12 protein-coding genes are annotated in these 16,200 nt (G+C 61.9%); 6 read left to right on the top strand and 6 right to left on the bottom strand.

Features of this window, described 5'->3' with window-relative positions:
- Nucleotides 1-68 precede the first annotated feature (68 nt).
- The 4 genes from ung (at nucleotide 69) to KH389_RS27425 (ending at nucleotide 7,614) form a co-directional block, all read left to right on the top strand.
- Nucleotides 69-761: a uracil-DNA glycosylase gene (gene ung, locus KH389_RS21350; RefSeq protein ID WP_078480616.1), complete on the top strand. Its 693-nt coding sequence runs from the start codon at nucleotides 69-71 to the stop codon at nucleotides 759-761.
- Between the two features lie 132 nt (nucleotides 762-893).
- Nucleotides 894-2,888, top strand: coding sequence for a hypothetical protein (locus KH389_RS21345; protein WP_100633574.1), 1,995 nt, complete (start codon nucleotides 894-896; stop codon nucleotides 2,886-2,888).
- A gap of 162 nt (nucleotides 2,889-3,050) precedes the next feature.
- Nucleotides 3,051-5,177: a hypothetical protein gene (locus tag KH389_RS21340; protein WP_213606198.1), complete on the top strand. Its 2,127-nt coding sequence runs from the start codon at nucleotides 3,051-3,053 to the stop codon at nucleotides 5,175-5,177.
- Between the two features lie 1,063 nt (nucleotides 5,178-6,240).
- Nucleotides 6,241-7,614, top strand: coding sequence for an autotransporter outer membrane beta-barrel domain-containing protein (locus tag KH389_RS27425; protein WP_058540937.1), 1,374 nt, complete (start codon nucleotides 6,241-6,243; stop codon nucleotides 7,612-7,614).
- A 50-nt stretch (nucleotides 7,615-7,664) separates the two neighbouring features.
- On the opposite strand, the gene KH389_RS21330 is transcribed toward KH389_RS27425, so the two are convergent.
- The 5 genes from KH389_RS21330 to KH389_RS21310 all read right to left on the bottom strand — a co-directional run bounded on the left by KH389_RS21330 (nucleotide 7,665) and on the right by KH389_RS21310 (nucleotide 13,108).
- Nucleotides 7,665-8,708, bottom strand: coding sequence for an AbrB family transcriptional regulator (locus tag KH389_RS21330; RefSeq protein ID WP_043860091.1), 1,044 nt, complete (start codon nucleotides 8,706-8,708; stop codon nucleotides 7,665-7,667).
- Nucleotides 8,701-10,215 (bottom strand): tripartite tricarboxylate transporter permease, encoded by a 1,515-nt coding sequence (locus KH389_RS21325; RefSeq protein ID WP_043860092.1) that lies wholly within the window; start codon nucleotides 10,213-10,215, stop codon nucleotides 8,701-8,703. The genes KH389_RS21330 and KH389_RS21325 overlap by 8 nt, the downstream gene beginning before the upstream one ends.
- 1 nt (nucleotide 10,216) lies before the next feature.
- The gene (locus KH389_RS21320; protein WP_043860093.1) at nucleotides 10,217-10,675 is read right to left on the bottom strand and encodes a tripartite tricarboxylate transporter TctB family protein; all 459 of its coding nucleotides are present in this window, start codon (nucleotides 10,673-10,675) and stop codon (nucleotides 10,217-10,219) included.
- Between the two features lie 127 nt (nucleotides 10,676-10,802).
- Nucleotides 10,803-11,783 carry a Bug family tripartite tricarboxylate transporter substrate binding protein gene (locus KH389_RS21315; RefSeq protein ID WP_043860094.1) on the bottom strand — a complete coding sequence of 327 codons (981 nt, stop codon included), beginning with the start codon at nucleotides 11,781-11,783 and terminating at the stop codon, nucleotides 10,803-10,805.
- A gap of 35 nt (nucleotides 11,784-11,818) precedes the next feature.
- The gene (locus tag KH389_RS21310) at nucleotides 11,819-13,108 is read right to left on the bottom strand and encodes an OprD family porin (RefSeq protein WP_116052190.1); all 1,290 of its coding nucleotides are present in this window, start codon (nucleotides 13,106-13,108) and stop codon (nucleotides 11,819-11,821) included.
- A gap of 202 nt (nucleotides 13,109-13,310) precedes the next feature.
- On the opposite strand from KH389_RS21310, the gene KH389_RS21305 reads away from it, so the two are divergent.
- Both KH389_RS21305 and KH389_RS21300 read left to right on the top strand, forming a co-directional pair.
- Complete coding sequence (locus tag KH389_RS21305; protein WP_043860096.1) at nucleotides 13,311-13,982, top strand: response regulator; 672 nt, start codon at nucleotides 13,311-13,313, stop codon at nucleotides 13,980-13,982.
- Nucleotides 13,975-15,357 carry a sensor histidine kinase gene (locus KH389_RS21300; RefSeq protein WP_043860097.1) on the top strand — a complete coding sequence of 461 codons (1,383 nt, stop codon included), beginning with the start codon at nucleotides 13,975-13,977 and terminating at the stop codon, nucleotides 15,355-15,357. Before KH389_RS21305 ends, KH389_RS21300 begins: the two co-directional genes overlap by 8 nt.
- Here the strand turns inward: KH389_RS21300 and KH389_RS21295 are convergent, their stop codons facing one another.
- Nucleotides 15,358-16,164: an HDOD domain-containing protein gene (locus KH389_RS21295; RefSeq protein WP_054914777.1), complete on the bottom strand. Its 807-nt coding sequence runs from the start codon at nucleotides 16,162-16,164 to the stop codon at nucleotides 15,358-15,360.
- Nucleotides 16,165-16,200 lie beyond the last annotated feature (36 nt).

The following is a 16,200-nucleotide window of genomic DNA, read 5'->3' as shown; positions in this document are numbered from 1 at the left end:
CGGTCGGATCGATTGACAAGCGCTGGCAGCTTTCCTAGTGTCCGCCCCCATTGCCTACGGGAGTGCCCATGACCAACGATGACCGCATCAAACTCGAACCGAGCTGGAAAGACGCTCTGCGCGGCGAATTCGAACAGCCCTACATGCAGCAACTGCGTGAGTTCCTGCGTCAGGAATATGCGGCCGGCAAGGAGATCTATCCCCCGGGGCCGCTGATCTTCAATGCGCTCAACTCCACACCGCTGGACCAGGTCAAAGTGGTGATTCTGGGGCAGGACCCCTACCACGGCCCGGGCCAGGCACACGGCCTGTGCTTCTCGGTGCAGCCTGGGGTGCCCGCGCCGCCGTCGCTGGTGAACATCTACAAGGAGTTGCAGCGCGACCTGAACATCCCGATCCCGAACCACGGCTACCTGCAGAGCTGGGCCGAACAGGGCGTGCTGCTGCTCAATACCACCATGACCGTGGAGCGCTCGATTGCCGCGTCGCATGCCAAAAAAGGCTGGGAGTCGTTCACCGACCGCATCATCCAGCTGGTCAGTGAGCGCCAGCCCGCCACCGTGTTCCTGTTGTGGGGCAAGCATGCCCAGAGCAAGTCTGTGCTGATCGACGGTACCAAGCATCTGGTGCTCAAGTCGGTGCATCCTTCACCGTTGTCGGCCTACCGTGGCTTCATCGGCTGCGGGCATTTCAGCCGGGCCAACAAGTTTCTGGAACAGCACGGGCTGGCGCCGGTGCAGTGGGCGCTACCGGCGTTGTAAGCGCACCTACCTGGTATTTCTGTCAGTTTCGCGAAGCGTATTCCGCCATTACATTTGCGCCATGGCTGTGAGAGGTGAGAGTCGAGCAGCGCCCTGAAATGGTTTTGACCACCAGGCCCGAGGAATACGCAGATGACCAAACTGAGCATGATGGGGTCAGGCCGCAGCGGCCAATCGATCGGTATTTTGATTCTGCCTACATTGCGGGTTCCTGCTGCACTGCCTCTGCTGGCCGACGAGGCAGGGGTGTATACAATTCCACTGGCCAATCAGACCCGGCCGCTGGCAGTTCTCATCGAGAGTGCCTGGCCAGGTTACGAACAAGACTATTTTGATGGCGCAATACTGCATTTTGATCTGATATGGGGCAGCGCCGTATCAAGTGGGGCTGAAAACGGTGTAGTGGTTGGAAGCTGGGAAGTGCCAATGACGGCCGATCCCGCAGACCTTTTTCCGCTGGATGCGGCTATACCTGAGCCCTACCTGCGCACTCAAGGAATCTTCTACGTTTCCTACCGGGTATGGATCACAGAGGTACTCAACCCGGAGACCTCCCAGCCCGCCGCAGTGTTTCTTGACAAGACCGCCCCCAACAACGGCCAGGCCGGTAATCCCCCCGCATTGAATGAAAACACGCGCACCATCGATCAAGCTTACCTGGTACGCAACAACGACAGGGTTATCGTCAGGGTCGAGCTGTGGCCGGACGTGCGGTTGGAGGATGTGATCGAAGTCTTCCTTGAACCGTCGAAAGGCCCCCTGTTCGACCCCCTGGCGAGGCTGCAGATCCAGCAGTCGCACAAGGATCAGGGCTTTGTCGAGTTGACGATCAGGGGCGACGATGTTCGCAGGAAAGCCAACGGTTCGCGAGTGCTCTACTACTGGCTGATGGATCGCGCTAGCAATCGGGGAGCCATCTCCTTGTCCTTGCCCCTGACCGTGAATGTGGCGCAGCCAATTGTGCTGCCTGCGCCTCAGGTGCCGCTGGCTGAAGATGGTTTGGTCGACCTTGAGGACGCCCGTCGCGGTGTGCAGGTGCATATTCCACGTATCGTAGACGCGCGTACTGGGGACACCCTGCAAGCCTATTGGAATGGACGCACATTGGCACCTTACACCGTACCGTCCACCGCCACCTGGCCCGTTAGGTTGCCTGTGGCGTGGGAAATCCTGGCCGCCGATGGCTTTTCGGGGCGCACTGCTTGCAAGGTGTACTACACGCTGACTCGGGAAATCACCTCAACCTCCTCAACAGTTGCATTCGAGATAGACCTGAGTGTCGCAGGCCCCGACCCTGAAGGCCCCGATCCTATTCACCGATTGCTAAAGCCGGTAGTGGTGAAAGGCAGAACAGGTGACAACATCCTGACCCGCCAGGACATGAACCTGCCAGTCACTGTCGAGGTGACGCTGTATGCAGTGCCTGAGCCAGGCGAAATACTTGAATTGTATTGGGGTAATAACGCCGACGTGGTCGCTACCTACACCGTGAAGGCAGGCGATACCGCAGGCAGCGTCGTCAGGTTTTCCCCCGTGCCCTATGCCGCAGTGCTGGCTGCGGGAGATGGGCCCGCGATTGCGGTGTTCTACTGGACGTTCAATGGCGTCAACCGCCATCGTGCCCGTGATACGCATGTGCGGGTTGCTGTCCAGCCAATCGTTGGCTTCAAACCGGTAAAATTTCCTGATGTCACGCTCTGGGGGTGGATCAACTGCCAGAAAAAACCCTGGAACGGTATACGTATCAGCGTGCCAGGCAACCCTGGATTGTGGGGCGTAGGGGACAACGTCGAAGTGTCCTGGCAACTGTTTCGCACTCTTGAGGGGGCTTCATCAACGCCCCCCACGGGATCACTGACTGATGTTGTTTATTTCGATCCCATCAAGCTGTCTACCCCGGCGCAGGTTAATAACGGCTTTATGTTTACGATGACACGCTTTGCCGATTTGGTCCTACAACCCCTTAAGCGTGCCAATGAGGCAGATGGCAAGGATGTTGAGGGGGTTGCAGTAGTGAATTACAGAGTGGCCAGAGCGGATGGACAGGGTGGTGAATCCGATCGGGAGATGACTTTCATATCGCTACAACTTCCGAATGGCTCGGTATGTGATGGTAGCAACGTTTAGCCGCGGTTAAATCGGCCAGGTACTTCGCACCTGACGTAGGAACGTGGTAGCGGCATTAGCAAGTATCGAACGTATGAAGCAATCAGCGGCGCACAGGCTGATTGAGGAAGCGTCACGTGCCTGTTGTGTGTTTAGCAAATCTACCTGAAATGGAGAGTCAAGATGACTATTTTAGAAAAGGCAAATACCGGTGAAGCCGCCAAGGCAAAAAATCCCGCGATTGCAGAGTACCGGGCCAAGCGTGATCAGGATAATAAAACTGCATTGGAAGAGGGTCTTCAAGCAGTTGTTAAGCACAGTAATGAACTTAAAGCCGCCAAGGCGCCCACGGGCTTCGGGGTGATGAGCGTCGGCGGGGTGAATGCAGTTGAAGATTTTGTGATGGATAATGTATTGCCTGCTGCAGACGATGGTAAGGTCAATCTTTTTCACCGAGACCAGTTCAAGTCGGGGCTAATGTTGGAGATTCCATTGTGGGTGCCTTCGGGGGGGGATGATGGCAGTTTCGATTATGTAACTCTGCATGTAAATGGTGTTCCGGTTGTCAACGGCGTAGAAGACGGTGTGCAGTATACCTACAAGTTTGAAGTGCCTGTTGCTGCCACCGATCTTCCTGGTCGTTTTGTCATCCCTTTCAATAGTTTGAAAGTGGGCGGGGATGGTATCAAATTGATTGGTTACTCGGTGTATAGTAATGAAACGGGCAACAAAGAAGAATCTGAAATTCAACTGCTGACACTGGATTTGCTGGACCCCGCGTTGAACGATAACCCCGCGCCAATCGAGTACCCTGCCGACGTGACTGATGGCGTCGTTACCCTGAAATACCTTGCTGAGCACAGCGGTACATTGACGCTTCATGTTCCTCCTTATTTTGATTATTACCCGGGCGACAAATATCAGTTGTACATCGCTGGTAACCCGGTACCTGTTCGCAGTGGCGACGTTCCCCCAGAGGCAGAGGACGATGGCTTCGACATCGAACTCGATGAGGACACTATCAAAGCGATTGGCGAAGGTGTTTCGGTGCTCCAGTACAAGCTTGAGGACCGGGCTGGGAATCGCTCGGACTTTTCCATCCCGGTTCACCTGACGGTGCGTCTGACCCCCGAACCCGAGGACCTGCTGAAGCCGCTGGTACCCGCTGCACCGATTAGTCGGGAGGACGCCCGCACTGGCGTGGAAGCTATCGTGCCGGCTTTTAAAAACGCTCAGGCAGGCGATGAAATTCGGGTGTATTACCGTGATGAGGACACTGTAAAAGTCATTATCTGGCCGAATGATCGGGTCACCTTTAACTGGGATGAGATTGCTTTGCCCAATGACCAGGTGAAAGACCCAGCGGTACGGGTATGGTATGACGTCATTCGTGGCAAGAACACCTGGACATCGCCCGACACCGAGGTGGCGGTTGACTTGACCACCATAGGCCCCGACCCTGTCGGGCCTGGACCGATCAACGCCACGCTGGTACCGGTTCGCGCTCAAGGCAACAGTTCGAAACAACCTGGTTTTATTCGCCCAGCGGATGTCGGCTCAGGTGCGGTTCTGCTCTTTACCGTGTACGAGAATGCGAAAGTGGGTGAGTTCGTCCGGTTGTTCTATGGTCGAAAAGACAATGCAGTTACACACACCATCGCCGCAGGCGAAACACCGGGGACTGTCATCTCTATCCCGATTCCCTGGAATTTCGTCGAGAGCCTGGGCAATGGCACCATCGCGATCGGTTACGAAATCCAGGAAACCGAAACCACCGGCAACCCGCAACAGGCGGTCGATGGCAGCGTAGAGGTCAGTATTGCCACCGTGACGGTAACTGCAAAAGTGACCTTCCCGGATCGCATTGGCGGTAGCAGCGATGTACCGGGTACAACGCCAGTGACCGCTTTGGGTATATTGAATTGTGAACGTCCTCGTCCTTTGCCAGACGGTATCAGGTTGGCGATCGCAGAGCGTGCGGGAGTGTTATCCAAAGATGATCTTGTATTTATTACACTCAGCGTGTGCAGCGATAAGGCCGGTTCAATAGTTGTCACTGACAGGACGCGGGAAATACCGGTGGTTGTCAGTGATCAAGAGGCTACTTCAAATCGAATCGAGCGTGTGTTGCCACTGCTCAAGTCTTACTTCGAAATCGCTGACCAGCCTGGCAAGTACTATGAATTGGGGTCGTTCCGCGCCAGTTGGCGGATCGTAAAGGCCGGTAATATTCCGGGTAGCTCTCAGGCATCGGCCGTGCGTTATGCCCTGCGTAAGCCAGGTGGCGGTTTGTGTCTGCCTCAGAGCTGACAGTCGCGTGCTGGGGGAAACCCCAGCACGCTGCGTTGGTGAGGAATTAAATGCAAGCTACCTAGGAAATTTCCTACATATCTCACTATTCAATACCCCTAGGCTATGTACCTTTGAAGTTACGAGTCGAGGCAGTCGCCTCAATTCAACTGATTATTTTTCAAGGGGTCCATGCATGCGAACTACAATCGATAAAACAAGCGCAAAAAAGCCGCTATTTGTATTTATGAATATGTTGATGCTATTGCCATGGGCGCTTGCAAGTGAGCAGGCATTGGCCATTCTAGTTGATAACCAGACGCTGACACTTACCGCTGCAGATGCACCGGATACTTATGATCTCGTCAACGGTGCAGTGCTGACTACCCAGGATGCTTCCACGTTGTCCATTCGTGTTACCGCGTCGACCGTGCAGCTCAATGGCGGCACTATCTCGGGCGGCAGTTCCAACGGCTTGCACCTGTTTGGCAGCAACGCGACCGTGAATGGGGCAGTTGTTTCCTCAACGGGCGCTGTCGGGATGGCCATAGCACGGGTAGGGGCCGCACCGTCCACCGCCACTGTCAGCAACAGCACTATTACCGGCGCTAGGCTGGGGGCCCAGGTGTCCGCCAGGAGCACATTGAACATCAGCGGGACCACGGTCACTGGCAGCAATGCCGACGGCATCGGCCTAGCGATCCTTGGCGGCACTGTCACCGCTACTTCCGGTACGCAATTCAACGGTACAGCGGCCGGAGTTCGCATCGGGCGCGAGTCAGCCATCAATTCGCAAGCGCCGACACTCACCTTGGATAACTCCAGTGCCACTGGCGGTACGGGCCCTGCAGTTCTGGTGCGCACTGATACGGTCGCTGAAATCAATGTTAGAAATGGTTCGACCTTGAACGGTGGTAACGGCGTCATTCTTGAGGTCCAGGGCCCTGCCACGGCCAACCTGAACGTGGCAGCTTCTTCGTTGCGCGGCAATGTGCAAATTGCTGATACCGCCACCGCTAACCTGAAACTTGATCAGGCGTCTCTGGTGGGGGATGTAGTTGTTACACCTGGTGCCAACGCGTCGTTGGCGCTTGACAACCGCTCGCAACTCACCGGCAACTTGAACGGTGTGCAGCAGGTAAACATCAACAGCAACTCCAACTGGACCCTGAACGCCAACAACACCATCGGCGACCTGGCCATGACCGGGGGCCGCATCACCTTCGGCGACGAAAACTCGTTCTATGAACTGAATGTGCAGAGCCTGTCGGGCAATGGCGAGTTCTACATGGCGTCCAACTTCGCCAGCGGCGCCACCGATTTCCTGAACGTCACCGGCAACGCCAGCGGCACCCATGGGCTGATGGTCGGCACCAGCGGTACCGACCCCGCCAGCGTGGAACGCCTGCAGCTGGTTCATACGGGCTCGGGCGATGCGCAGTTCAGCCTGCTCAACGATCGCCAGGAAGTAGACTTGGGTGCCTACTCCTACAAGCTGGTGAAGGACGGCCAGGATTGGTACCTGGACAGGGAAACCCGCACCATCAGCCCGATGACCCGCACGGTCATGGCCCTGTTCAACACCCCGATCACCATCGCCTACGGCGAAATGACCTCGCTGCGCAGCCGCATGGGGGAACTGCGTTACAACCAGGGCAAGAACGCCGGGGTGTGGATGCGTGCCTACGGCAACCAGCACAACATTGCCGACGCCTCGTCGGGCGTAGGGTACCAGCAGAACCAGCGCGGGCTGACCTTCGGGGCCGATGCGCAACTGGGCGAAAGCAACTGGACCCTGGGCCTGCTGGCCGGCCACAGCCGCTCGGACCTGAACCTGAGCTACGGCAGTTCGGGCAGCATCGACAGCTACTATGTGGGCGGCTACGCCACCTGGATGGACCCTGAGAGCGGCTATTACGTCGACAGCGTGCTCAAGTACAACCGCTACCAGAATGACGCCAAGGTCGGCCTGAGCGATGGCACCCGCACCAAGGGCGACTACGACACCCACGGCATGAGCGCCTCGGTGGAAGTCGGCAAGCACATCAAGCTCGACGATGGCTACTTCATCGAACCCTTCGCCCAGGTGGCCGCTGCGGCGGTGGCCGGCAAGGACTTCACCCTGGACAACGGCTTCGACGCCAATGGCGATGTCAGCCGCTCGCTGCTGGGCAAGGTCGGTACCACGCTCGGCAAGACCATCTCGCTGGGCGGCGACAGCATGATCCAGCCCTATGTGAAGGCCGCGTTTGCCCATGAGTTCGCACAGCGCAACCAGGTGCAGGTGAACAACAACGTGTTCAACAACGACCTGTCCGGTTCGCGCGCCGAGCTGGGCGCAGGGGTTGCCTGGACCGTCGCCAAGGACTTCCAGGTGTACGGCGAGGCTGGCTACATGAACGGCAAGAACATCGAGATGCCGTACAGCTTCAGCCTCGGCGCAAGCTATCGCTTCTGATCAGGCGAGCAGTAGAAAAGAAAAGGAAGCCTCGGCTTCCTTTTCTCGTTTCAGGGGTTGGCGGATGTTCGTTCGCCCGCCCAGTGCCGGAACAACGGCTCGGCCAGAAACAGCACGAACAGCAGGCGCATCACCTGCAGCGCGGTCACCAGCGGTACCGACAGTTGCAGGGTTTCGGCGGTCAGGCTCATTTCGGCGATACCGCCGGGCATCATGCCCAGGGTCAGCGAGCGCAGGTCCAGCGCCGTCAACGCGCTCAAGGCCCAGGCCGCGAGGCCCGCCAGCAGCATGGTCAGTGCCGTGGCGACCAGGGTACGGCCCAGAAATGACGGCGCGCGACGAAAGAACGCGCGGTTGAAGTGACAGCCCAGGCCGCTGCCGATCAGCCACTGGCCGAGCTGGCTGGCGCCGTCGGGCAGGCCGGTGTGCAGGTTGGCGCCGATGCTGATGCTCGAGGCCACCAGCAGCGGGCCGAACAGCCACGGGTTGGGCTGGCGCAGGCGCTGCCAGAGCAGTGCGGCCAGCACCCCGAGCGGCGCGATCAACGCCAGCCAGTAACCATCCACCGTACCGGCATGGCTCAACGGTACGCCGTCGCCGAGCAGGAACTTGAACGCTGCGGGCACGCACAGCACGACCGCCAGTACCCGCAGGCTCTGCCCGGCGGCGACGCGGCTGAGCACTGCGCCGTTGCGTGCACCCAGGTTGACCATCTCGCCCGAGCCGCCCGGCATGCTGGAAAAGAACGCCGTGGCCCGGTCTTCACCGGTGCGCAGCAACAGCCATACGCCGATCAGGCTGGATACGCTGGTGATCAGCGCGCCGAAGAAGATCAAGCCGAAATGGCTGGCCACCTGTTCGACCACCTGGGGGGTGAAGTGCAGGCCGATGCCGACGCCGATGATCCACTGGCCGCACTTGCGCCCGTTGGGTATTTCACCGATCTGCCAGGGCGTCAGGCAGCGCACCAGAATCACCGCCAGCAGCGAGCCGACCATCCATGGCAGCGGCCAGCCGACCAGGCTGGCGAGGTACCCGCCGGCCAGGCCGACCAGTGGAGTGGCCCACCAGGTGCGCAAGGTAGATTCAGACATCGGCCAGGGCACGACGCTGGGCGCTGCGGCGGCGCCAGATACGCAGCAGCGGCAGGGTCAGCATCAACGCGACCATCGCCCACACCCCCAGGCTGATCGGGCTGGCCCACAGAATCTCCAGTTCACCGTTGGAGATCGACAGCGCCCGGCGCAGGTTCTGCTCCATCAGCCCGCCGAGAATGAAGCCCAGCAGCAGCGGCGACAGCGGGAAGTCCAGCTTGCGCAGGATGTAGCCGAAGATGCCGATGCCGATCATCAGGAACAGGTCGAAGGTGGTGGCATGCACCGCATACACGCCGATCGCGGTGATGATCGCGATCACCGGCACCAGCGCCCAGTTGGGCACCGACAGGATGCGGGTGAACAGGCGCACCATGGGGATGTTGAGGATCACCAGCATGATGTTGGCGATGAACAGCGAGGCGATCAGGCCCCAGACGATATCCGGCTGCTGTTCGAATAGCAGCGGGCCGGGGGTGATGTTGTACAGGCTCAAGGCACCGATCATCACCGCCGTGGTACCCGAGCCCGGTACGCCCAGGGTCAGCATCGGCACCAGGGCGCCGCAGCAGGAGGCGCCGATGGCGGTTTCCGGAGCGGCCAGGCCGCGCTTGTCACCCTTACCGAAGGTGCCGCTGGCACCGGCCAGGCGTTTTTCGGTCATGTACGCCACGGCACTGGCCAGGGTCGCACCGGCCCCGGGCAGCACGCCCATGAAGAAGCCGAGCAGGCCGCAGCGGATGTTCACCACGAACACCGAGGCGGCTTCCTTGAGGTTGAACAGCATGCGTCCGGTGGCTTCCACGGCCTTGTGCCCGTGGTGGGTCTTTTCCAGCAGCAACAGGATCTCGCTGATGGAGAACAGGCCCAGCACCAGCACCACGAACTGGATGCCGTCGGTGAGGTGGATGCTGTCGCCGGTGAAGCGGTACACACCGCTGTTGGCGTCGATGCCCACGGCCGAAAGGAACAGCCCGATCAGGGCGGCGATGAAGGTCTTGAGCGGCTTGTCGCCGGCCATGCCGCCCAGTGCCACGATGGCGAACACCATCAGCACGAAATACTCCGCCGGGCCGAAGGCGATCGCCCACTTGGCCAGCAGCGGGGCGAACAGCACCATGCCGCAGGTGGCGATGAACGCACCGATGAACGAGCTCCAGGCCGACAGCGATAGCGCCACCCCGGCCAGGCCCTGGCGAGCCATGGGGTAGCCGTCCAGGGTGGTCATCACGGTGGAGGCTTCACCGGGGATGTTGAGCAGGATCGAGCTGATGCGCCCGCCGTATTCGCAGCCCAGGTACACCGCGGCCAGCAGGATCAGCGCCGATTCCGGCGGCAGGCCCAGGGCGAACGCGATGGGGATCAGCAGCGCCACGCCGTTGATCGGGCCCAGGCCCGGCAGCAGGCCGACCACCGTACCGATCAGCGTGCCGCATAGTGCAGTCACCAGGTTGTAGGGGCTCAGGGCGACGCCGAAGCCCTGACCGAGGTAGCTGAAAGTATCCATGTCAATTCTCCAGAACGTCGAGCAGGCCCAGGGGCAGGGGCACATCCATGGCGCGGTCGAACAGCAGGTACAGGGCGATGCTCATCAATCCGACGATGACCGCACTGGGCAGCCAGCGTCCGCCGTACAGGCGCGCCATGGGGATGCCGATCAGCGTGCTGCTGAGGATGAAGCCCAGGGATTCGAAGGTGGCGGCGAACACCAGCAGCAGGCCGGTGCACAGGCCGATCTTGATCAGGCTGGCGCGGTCCAGCTCTGGTTCGTCGTCCTTGCGCACGATGGGCGTGGGACGGATCGCCAGGTAGAGCAGGGCGATGGCCATCAGGCCGAGCATCAGCAACGGATAGGCGCGCGGGCCGACCGGTTCGTAGGAGAAGGCGGCCTGGTAGGGCCAGGCCATGACGGCCAGTGCGGCGCAGGCGGCCAGTAGGGTCAGGGCGAAAAGGCGTTGCAGGATCATGGGGGAATCCTCGAAGGGCAAACCTGCACCCGTAGGAGCCGGCCTTGCCGGCGAATGACGCGCCACCGACCTGGCGGGACCGCGGTGATTCGCCGGCAAGGCCGGCTCCTACAGGTGAAGCGATGGGTTACTGGATCAGTCCGAATTCCTGGGCCAGTGCCTTGTAGTCCGCTACCTGCTGCTTCACATACACGTCCAGCGCTTCACCGGTCATGGCGAACGGGAACAGCTCGCGCTGGTCACGCAGCTTGTCGAATTCATCCGAGGCCAGCAGCGTGTCGAACGATGCCTTCCACCAGGCATAGTCCTCGTCGCTCACCTTCGGCCCCAGGTAGAACCCGCGTACTACTGGCCAGACGATGTCGTAGCCCTGTTCCTTGGCGGTAGGGATGTCCTTCATCTCGGGCTCGTCCAGGCGTTCGGGGGAGAACACCGCCAGCAGGCGCATGTCGCCGCTCTGGATGTGCGGCATCGAGTCGGAGATGTCCGTGCTGCCCACCTGGATGTGCCCGCCCAGCAATGCGGTGGCAATCTCGCCACCGCCTTCCAGTGCCACATAGCGCAGGTCGCGCGGGTTGATGCCGGCGGCCTTGGCAATCAGTGCGGTCTGCATCCAGTCCTGGCTGCCAACGGTGCCGCCCGAGCCGATCACCACCTTGCCAGGGTCTTTTTTCAGTGCCGCCACCAGGTCATCGAGGGTCTTGTAGGGCGAGTCCTTTTTCACCGCGATGGCGCCGTAGCTGGTGCCTACCGCTGCCAGCCAGCGCACTGCGTTCTCGTCGAAGCGGCCGAACTTGCCCTGGGCCAGGTTCAGCAGCGAACCGCTGGACCACGCCACCAGCGTGCCGGCGTCGGCCGGGCGCTGGGCCACCACAGCGTTGTAGGCCACCGCGCCGACTCCGCCGGGCATGTAGGTGACGCGCATCGGCTTGCTCAGGATCTTCTCGTTGAGCAGCGCGCTCTGCACCAGCTTGCAGGTCAGGTCAAAGCCGCCGCCGGGCGAGGCCGGGGCAATGCACTCGGGGCGTTTGGGTTCGGCGGCCAGCACGTTGCCGGCCAGCAGCAGACAGCCGGTGGCCAGGGCGATCTTGCGCAGTGAAAAAGTCATCGTCAGTCTCCGTGAACATTGTTGTTATGGGCGGATTACCAAAGCGCCACGCTGTAGCTCACCAGCAGCCGCACTTCGTCGGCGTCGCGGGAGAAGTTGGAACGGAAGGTGGCGTTACGCAGGCGCACGGCGACGTTCTTCAGGGCGCCGCTCTGTACCACGTACTTGAATTCGGTATTGCGCTCCCACTCCTTGCCTTCGCCACCGCCGGCTCGGCTGACGTTGTCGCCACTGAGGTAGCGGCTCATGAAGCTCAGGCCGGGTACGCCGAGCTTGGCGAAGTCGTAGTCGTAGCGCACTTGCCAGGAGCGCTCGTCGGCCTGGGCGAAGTCGTTGATCTGCACGAAGTTGACCAGGTAGGGGTCGGCGCCATCGACGTAGGGGAAGGCGCTGTCGCCCGACAGGCGCTGGTAGCCGGTGCTCAGCTTGTGGCCGCCGAGGGCATAGCTGAACAGGCTGCCGAAGGCGGTGTTGTCGATCCTGCCGCCGCGGGCCTGGCCCTGGTCGCCGCTGAACGCCACACGCACATCGGCGCCGAAGGTGCCCGGGCCGAACGGCTGGGTCGCGAGCAGGCCGACGAAGTGCTGGCGGTACACGTCGTCGAGCTGGGCGAAGTGATAGCTGCCGGTGATGCGGTCGGTGAGCTTGTAGTCCACTCCGGCCATGTCGAAATGGTTGCCTTCGGCCGTGCCCAGGAAGCGACCGTTCTTGTTGTTGAGGGCGATGTCTTCCTTGTTGGTGTCGTTGCGGTCCTTGACCTTTTCAAGGCGGCCACCGGTGAAGGTCAGGTGCCTGATTTCCTGGGAGGTCAGCAGCCCGCCCTCGAAGGTCTGCGGCAGGATGCGCCCGTCGTTGGGGCGCAGGGTGGGCGTTTGCGGGATCAGCGTACCGACCTTCAGCTCGGTGGCCGACACCTTGACCTTGCCGGTCAGGCCGAGCTTGGAGTACTCGTCGGCGGCGCGCCCGTCGTCATGGGTCGGCAGCAGGCCGGTGCCGGTGCGGCCCTTGCCGGAGTCGAGCTTGACCCCGAGCATGCCCAGGGCGTCGACGCCGAAGCCGACGGTGCCTTCGGTGTAGCCCGATTCCAGGTTGAGCATGAAGCCCTGGGCCCATTCCTCGCGCTTGGATTGCGTGGTGCTGGGCTCGTTGTGGAAATCGCGGTTGAAGTACATGGTGCGTGTTTCGAAGGTGGCGGTGCTGTCTTCGATGAACGCGGCCTGGCTCAGCGGGGCGACGCCGACAAAGGCGAGGGCACTGGCGATGGCAGAGGGACGAGGGTGCAGGCGACGGGCAGGCGCAGGCGCCTGAGGCTGGGTGGACAGCATCGTGGGGTGACTCCGTTATTGTTCTTATTCGGGTCGAACGCTTCGGTTCGATCTACGGCCTGTACAACGGGCCGTCAGGCGATGCTAGGGGCTCAACCTTTCGCTAACCTTTCAGTGGCCTTTCAATGTTTCGATGGCTTCACAGGCGCCCGCCGCGCTGTAAACTCCGCGCCATTGAACGCGACACGACCAGGAGAAATCGATGCGTGTACTGCTCGTCGAAGACCATCTGCAACTGGCTGAGAGCGTGGCCCAGGCCCTCAAGAGCACAGGCCTGACGGTGGATGTGCTGCACGATGGAGTTGCTGCCGACCTGGCCCTGGCCAGCGAGGAATATGCCGTGGCGGTGCTCGATGTGGGCCTGCCGCGCATGGACGGCTTCGAGGTGCTGGCGCGCCTGCGGGCCCGCGGCAAGACCGTGCCGGTGCTGATGCTGACCGCCCGCAGCGACGTCAAGGACCGGGTGCACGGCCTGAACCTGGGGGCTGACGACTACCTGGCCAAGCCGTTCGAACTGACCGAGCTGGAGGCGCGGGTCAAGGCCCTGCTGCGCCGCAGCGTGCTCGGTGGCGAGCGCCAGCAGACCTGCGGCCCGCTGGTGTACGACCTGGATACCCGGCGCTTCACCCTGGGGGGCGAGCTGTTGGCCCTGACCTCCCGCGAACAGGCCGTGCTCGAGGCGCTGATCGCCCGCCCTGGCAGGGTGATGAGCAAGGAGCAACTGGCGGCGCAGGTGTTCGGCCTGGACGAGGAGGCCAGCCCCGACGCCATCGAGATCTACGTGCACCGCCTGCGCAAGAAGCTCGACGGGCATGCCGTGGCGATCGTCACCTTCCGTGGGCTGGGCTATCTGCTCGAGCACCGTGATGCGTGACGCCGGCAGCCTGCGCGGGCGCCTGCTGTGGAACCTCGCCCTGCTGCTGGTGGTGCTGATGGTGGCCAGCGGGCTGAGTGCCTACTGGAACGGTCGCGAGGCCGCCGACACTGCCTATGACCGTACCCTGCTGGCCTCGGCGCGCACCATCGCCGCAGGGCTCTCGCAACGCGACGGCACCCTCAGCGCCGATGTGCCCTACGTAGCATTGGACACCTTTGCCTACGACAGCGCGGGGCGGATCTACTACCAGGTCAACGACATCCATCAACGCCTGATTTCCGGCTACGAAAACCTGCCCGCACCGCCGCCCGATACCCCGCGTACCGATGACTATCCGGCCCTGGCGCGCTTCTACGATGCGCGCTACCTGGGCCAGGACGTGCGGGTGGTCAGCCTGCTCAAGGCGGTGAGCGAGCCGAACATGAACGGCATGGCGGAGATCCGCGTGGCCGAAACCGAAGAGGCGCGCGTGAGCATGGCCCGCAGCCTGATGGCCGATACCCTGCTGCGCCTGGGCATGCTGGCGATGGGGGCGTTGCTGCTGGTGTGGTTTGCGGTCAGCGCCGCATTGCGCCCGCTGGAGCGCCTGCGCAGCGCCGTGGAAGAACGCCAGCCCGACGACCTGCGCGCCCTGCCGGTGGTTCAGGTTCAGCGCGAACTGGGGCCGCTGGTGCGTGCACTGAATCACTTCACCGAGCGCCTGCGGGGCCAGTTCGAGCGCCAGGCGCAGTTCATCGCCGACGCCGCGCACGAGTTGCGCACCCCCCTGGCGGCGCTCAAGGCGCGGGTGGAACTGGGCCTGCGCGCCAAGGACCCGCAGGAGTGGCGCACCACGCTCGAACTGGCGGCCCAGGGCACCGACAAGCTGACCCACCTGGCCAACCAGCTGCTGTCGCTGGCACGGGTGGAGAACGGTGCGCGCGCCATTGCCGAGGGCGGTGCACAGTTGCTCGACCTCAGCCAGCTGGCCCGCGAGCTGGGCATGGCCATGGCGCCGCTGGCGCATGCACGGGGTGTGGCATTGGCACTGGAAGCACAGGCGCCGGTGTGGATACGCGGCGAGCCGACGCTGCTCAACGAATTGCTGAGCAACCTGGTGGACAACGCCCTGGCGCACACCCCGGCCAATGGCAACGTGATTCTGCGGGTGACGGCCCCGGCGGTGCTGGAGGTGGAGGACGACGGGCCGGGGATTCCCCCGCAGGAGCGCGAGCGGGTGTTCGAACGCTTCTATCGGCGCAGTGCGCAGGGCACCGGCCTGGGGCTGGCCATCGTCGGTGAGATCTGCCGCGCGCACCTGGCGCAGATCAGCCTGCACGATGGCGAGCGCGGCGGGCTCAAGGTTCGGGTCAGCTTCAACCCGGGCGACTGATCAGGCGCGAAACATGTGCTTGGCGCCGATCAGCTCGCTGACCTGCAGGTGGCTGTTGGGTGGCAGCTTCAGGTGACGCATCGCCGGCAGGCGCGCCAGGGCATGTTCGTTGCCATCGCTGAGGGTGCGCGCGATCTGCACGATGTCGACATAGTCGAGCTTGTCGGTGCTGCGCTCCAGGTTCTGCGACAGGCTCGGCAGCCCGGCCAGTTGCTCGGGAAATTCCCACACGCTGAGGATCTTGTCGCCCAGTACCGGGTGGATCAGGTCGATCACATGGTTCAGGCAGACCGGGTCGGAGAGCAGTTCGTTGTGTTCTTCGGCATAGGTCAGGATCGGCAATGCGCCGATCTGGTGGACCAGCCCGGCGAGGGCGCCCTGGTCGGGCTTGAGCTGGGTGAAGCGCAGGCACAGCTCATAGCTGATGCCGGCCACTTCCAGGCTCTTGGCCCATATTTCACGCATTTTCTGTTCGACCACCGGTGAGCGCGCATGGAAGATCTGCTCGATCACCAGGCCGATGGCCAGGTTGCAGCTGTAGTTGATACCCATGCGGGTGATGGCGGTCTGCAGGTCGGTGACTTCGGTGGCCGCACGCAGCAAGGGGCTGTTGACCACCTTGATCAGGCGTGCCGACAACGCGGCGTCGCGGCCGATCACCTTGCTCAGGGTGCTGACGCTGATCTCGCTGTCTTCAGCCGCTTCGCGGATGCTCAGGGCCACTTCCGGCAAGGTCGGCAGCACCAGGTCATCGTTGTCGATGGCGCTGAGCAATTGTGCTTCAACGATCTGGGCCAGCGTGTTCATCGTGGATTCTCTAGCGCATTCAGGGGCCCCACCGCC

The sequence above is a fragment of the Pseudomonas qingdaonensis genome, from assembly GCF_018398475.1.
Taxonomy (GTDB): Bacteria; Pseudomonadota; Gammaproteobacteria; order Pseudomonadales; family Pseudomonadaceae; genus Aquipseudomonas; species Aquipseudomonas palmensis.
This window is presented reverse-complemented; position numbering and strand designations above follow the sequence as displayed.